Source organism: Lentzea indica (genome assembly GCF_012184385.1).
In the GTDB taxonomy this organism is placed as follows: Bacteria; Actinomycetota; Actinomycetes; order Mycobacteriales; family Pseudonocardiaceae; genus Lentzea; species Lentzea indica.
The window spans coordinates 1-4,282 of sequence record NZ_VSRL01000428.1; the positions used below are offsets into that span (position 1 = coordinate 1).

General features: G+C 69.9%; 1 protein-coding gene and 1 pseudogene. Both read left to right on the plus strand.

Annotated features, from left to right (window positions below; translation table 11 throughout):
- Positions 1 to 2,762 (plus strand): annotated as a pseudogene (locus tag FXN61_RS47635) (ATP-binding protein); the annotation flags it as partial.
- Positions 2,759 to 4,282: hypothetical protein (locus tag FXN61_RS47640; protein ID WP_167980364.1), on the plus strand; the 1,524-nt coding region annotated here is incomplete at its 3' end. The pseudogene FXN61_RS47635 and the gene FXN61_RS47640, both read left to right, overlap by 4 nt.

Here is a 4,282-nt window from a genome sequence, read left to right on the forward strand (position 1 = left end):
CTCCAAGCGCGGACGCCGCCTGCCCGGCCGAGCAGTCCGTGCCGAGCTACACCCCGTCGATCGCCGCCCGCAGCATCGACGGCCACCTGCTGCGCACCGGCCAGGAGGTCTACGCCTGGTACCGGCTCGCGCCGCAGCGCTGGTCGTTCCGCAGCGACTCGCAGCGCCAGGACCTGATCGCCGCGATCGCGGGCCAGTACGCCGAGCTGCAGGGCCGCTGGATGCACCTGCGGGTCACCACGCGGCCGTACCCGATCCGCATGTGGGCGGAGGCGCACGTGCACAACGCCGTCAAGCGCCTGCCGGACACGCCGGGCACGCTGTCGTTCGACGACTACATGGTCGGCGAGCAGCAGCAGCTCATGGGTCGCTCGATGGCGGAGAAAGAGGTCTACCTGGGCGTCCAGGTGCAGACCCGCAACATGATGGACCGTGCCGTCGAACGCGCCGCTCCCGTGCTGCGCAAGGTCTTCCCGGACGCCGTCGACGCCGAACTGGTGGCGCTGGACTCCGAGGTCGAGCACCTCGACCAGGTCATCGGGTCCGCTGGTCTCGAAGGCCGTCCCGCGACGGCCGAGGAGATGTCCTGGCTGATGCACAGGTCGTGCTCGCTGGGCCTGCCCGCGCCGCGCAACCTGCCCGCCGTGCCGGGTGCCGCGTGGGAGCCGGAGGACCTCGCGTCCTTCACCGACGCCGCGGACTTCCACCAGGAGCCGTACTCGCCGACCGTGACCGTGCGCGGCCGCACCGGCTCGAACGCGGGCATCAAGCGCCACGTCTGCGTGCTCTCGGTCGGGTTGATGCACGGCCTGCAGATCCCCGAGGTCGACGACCCGTGGGTGCAGCGCGCCGACCGCCTGCCCGCCTCCGTCGAGTGGTCAGCGCGGATCTACGTGCGCAGGCCCGAGGAGGTCTCGGGTGAGCTGTCGCGCCAGATGAGCAAGGTGCGCTCGCAGGTCCGCCACTACACCGACGAGCACGAGCTCGACCCGCCGCAGTCGTTGGCCCGCCAGGCCGGCCGCGTGCTGGAGATCGACGACGAGATGACGTCGGGCTTCACCGCGCTGGGCACCCGTGTGCGCAGCTGGTGGCGCCTCGCGGTGTCCGGCCCGACCGAGCGCGAGGCCCTGCGCCTGGCCCAGTCGCTGCTGGAGCTGTACAAGCCGAAGATCGCGATCGAGCACCCGGAGGCCCAGTACGCGATCGCCCGCGAGTTCATCCCGGGCGAACCGCTGTCCAACGGCGCGTACCTGCGCCGCGGCAGTGTGTTGTGGGCGGCGTCTGCGGTGCCCACGGCGACGGCCGAGGTCGGTGACCGGCGGGGCATCCTGCTGGGCGAGACCGTCACGGCCACCCGCCGCCCGGTCGCGTGGGACCCGTGGATGGCCCAGGAGCTCCGTGACGCGTCGGGTCTGACGGCGATGGTCGCGGGCCTGGGTGCCGGTAAGTCGTTCCTCGGCGGTGGCATGGTCTACAAGACCCTGCGCGCCGGAGCGCACTGGACGTTGCTCGACCCGTCCGGCCCGCTGTCGGCGCTGTGCGACCTGCCGGAGCTGCGGCCGTACGCGCGGCCGATCAACCTGCTCAACGCGCAGCCCGGCATCCTCAACCCGTACCGCGTGGTCGCCGAGCCGATGATCGAGCACTTCCTCGACGAGGACGATCCGGAACGCGCGTGGCGCCGCGAGAAGGCACTGGCGGCGGCGACCCGTCGTCGTCTGGTGCTGGACGTGCTCACCGGTCTGCTGCCGTTCGAGGTCGCGCGTCTGCCCCAGACGCGCATCGTGCTGCTGCGTGCCGTTCGCACGGTCGGTGGCCGCTTCGACGCCCACCCCGGTCTCGTCTTCGAGGCGCTGCGCAGGGACGCGTCCGAGCACCACGAGCACGCCGTCGTCGTCGCGGACTTCCTCGACGAGATGCGTGAGCGCATGTCGTTGCTCATCCCCGAGGAGAACCACGACCCGTACAGCGAGGCGCGCGACGACCGGCTGACCGTGCTGACGATGGCAGGCCTGAACCTGCCGAAGGACGGTGTCGGCCGCGAGCACTGGACGGACGCGGAGTCGCTCGGCGTCGAGATGCTGAACCTCGCCGCCTGGCTCACCCAGCGCTCGATCTACGAAAAGCCGAAGGACCAGCGCAAGGGCGTCTGGATCGACGAGGCGTTCTTCCTCTCGGAGGTCCCGACCGGTCGCGTGCTGATGAACCGCTTCGCGCGTGACTCGCGCAAGTGGAACGTCCGAGTGCTCCTGTCGTCGCAGATCCCCGCGGACTTCCTGAGGATCCAGGGCTTCGTGGCACTGCTCGACTCGGTCTTCGTCGGCAGGCTCGACGACGACCAGGCGCAGGCGGATGCGTTGCGGCTGCTCAAGGTTCCGGTCGGTGCCGGGTACGAGCAGGTCGTCGCGTCACTCGGCCGCCGCCCCGGTGGCGAGCGCACCGCGACCGAACGTGACCGCGCGCCGCGGCAGTTCATCTTCGGCGACGGTGCCGGCGGTGTGGAGCGCATCCGCATCGACTTCAGCGGCCCGCACCTGGAACACCTGCGCAACGCCCTCGACACGACGCCGGACGCCAAGCGCGGCAACAGCGAGCTCGTGAAGACGGACGACGACCACGCGGCTCCCGAGCCGCCCGCCTACGTGCCCGACGAGATCGACGACGAACTGGCGGCGGACATGGAGCTCGGACTGACGGAGGAAGAGGCCCATCTGGTGGGCCACGGTGACGGCACCAACCGCCACCGGGACGGCGCCGCATGACGGCGCTGACGATCGTGCTCGCGATCGCCGCCTTGCTCTGGGCGAGGCGGCGGTTCGCGCTGCGCACGTCAGCCAGATCCCGTTCGGTCATCGCGGTGGCGGTGCTCCTGGCGCTGCAGGTCGTGATCGGCGCTCCTGCGCACGCCCAGTCCTGTGGCGAGGCGCCGAACCCCGAACGGCCCGGCGCCGGCATGGTCGGCGCGCTCGACCCGCCGGTCGGCAACGGCCTGCCCGGCTCGCCCTACCTCGAGTACGGCTACGCGGGCATGGTCTGGCACAACTACCAGGCCAAGTGCAACATCGTCCCCGACGCCAACGCCACGATCGACACGTGGGCGGGCAACGAGCTGTTCAGCATCGGCAAGAACATCGTCGGTGCCACGAACGCGTTGCACTACACGGTGATGGGCCGCGGTCTGCTGGTCCCGCTGGACGACGCCGTGAAGAACGGCGTGCAGAAGGTCTACGACAACGTCTACCTGCGCTGGTTCGGCCTGGTGGCGCTGATCCTCGCGATCCTGATGTTCCGGCAGATCTGGACCGGCGACTTCGCCACGATCTCCAAACGCGGGCTCTGGGCGTTGGCGGCCATGTGGCTGGCAACGTCCACATTGGCCTTGCCGCAGTTCTACAACCTCCTCGACAACACGCTGGTGTCCAAGACGTCGGAGATCCAGGCCGGGTTCATCGAGGCACCCGAAGAACAAGGCACACTTCACGTCCTGCCAACGAAACTGCACGACGCGGTCGTCTACCAAAGCTGGCTGCGCGGCGCGTTCGGCACGCCGGAGGCACCGCAGGCCGCCGAGTTCGGCCCGCGCATCCTCAAGGCGCAGGCGTGGACGACGACCGAGGTCGCCGAGCACAAGGACGCCGACCAGGCGGCACTGGAGGCCAAGAAGGCCGAGTGGAAGGCGCTGGAGGCTCAGCTCGGCACCGCGAAGGGCTACTTCGACGGCACCGACGGCAGCCGCACCGGCGCCGGTTTCCTGGCGCTGCTTCAGTCCATCGCGTTCTCGCTGTTCCAGCTGTTCGCGAAGGCCGCGGTGCTGCTGGCCCAGCTGCTGCTGCGCATCCTCACGCTCGCCGGACCGCTCATCGGCCTCGTTGCGCTGATCCATCACGACCTGCTGCGCAAGGTCGCGCGCGCGGCCGCCGTGACGGTGTTCAACGTGCTGGTGCTCGCGGTTCTCGCCGGTGTCCACGCGCTGCTGCTGCAGGCGATCTTCAACGCGACCGGGCTGTCGTTGCTGACGCGCACACTGCTCGGCCTGATGCTCACACTCATCTGCTTCGTCATCGGCAAACCGTTGCGCCGCATGTGGCAGATGGTCGAGATGTCGGTCGGCTCCGCGAGCAACGTCCTGCCGATGAGCGGCGGCGTCTGGTCGAAGATGCTCGGCAAGAAGAAGACCGGCCCGTCGCCGCAGGACGAGTTCTGGGAGGCCGTGCGGGAGAACGACACCGACGGCGAACAGGTGCCGCAGCGCGGCCGCGGCCGAGGACGAGTGGGCGATCGA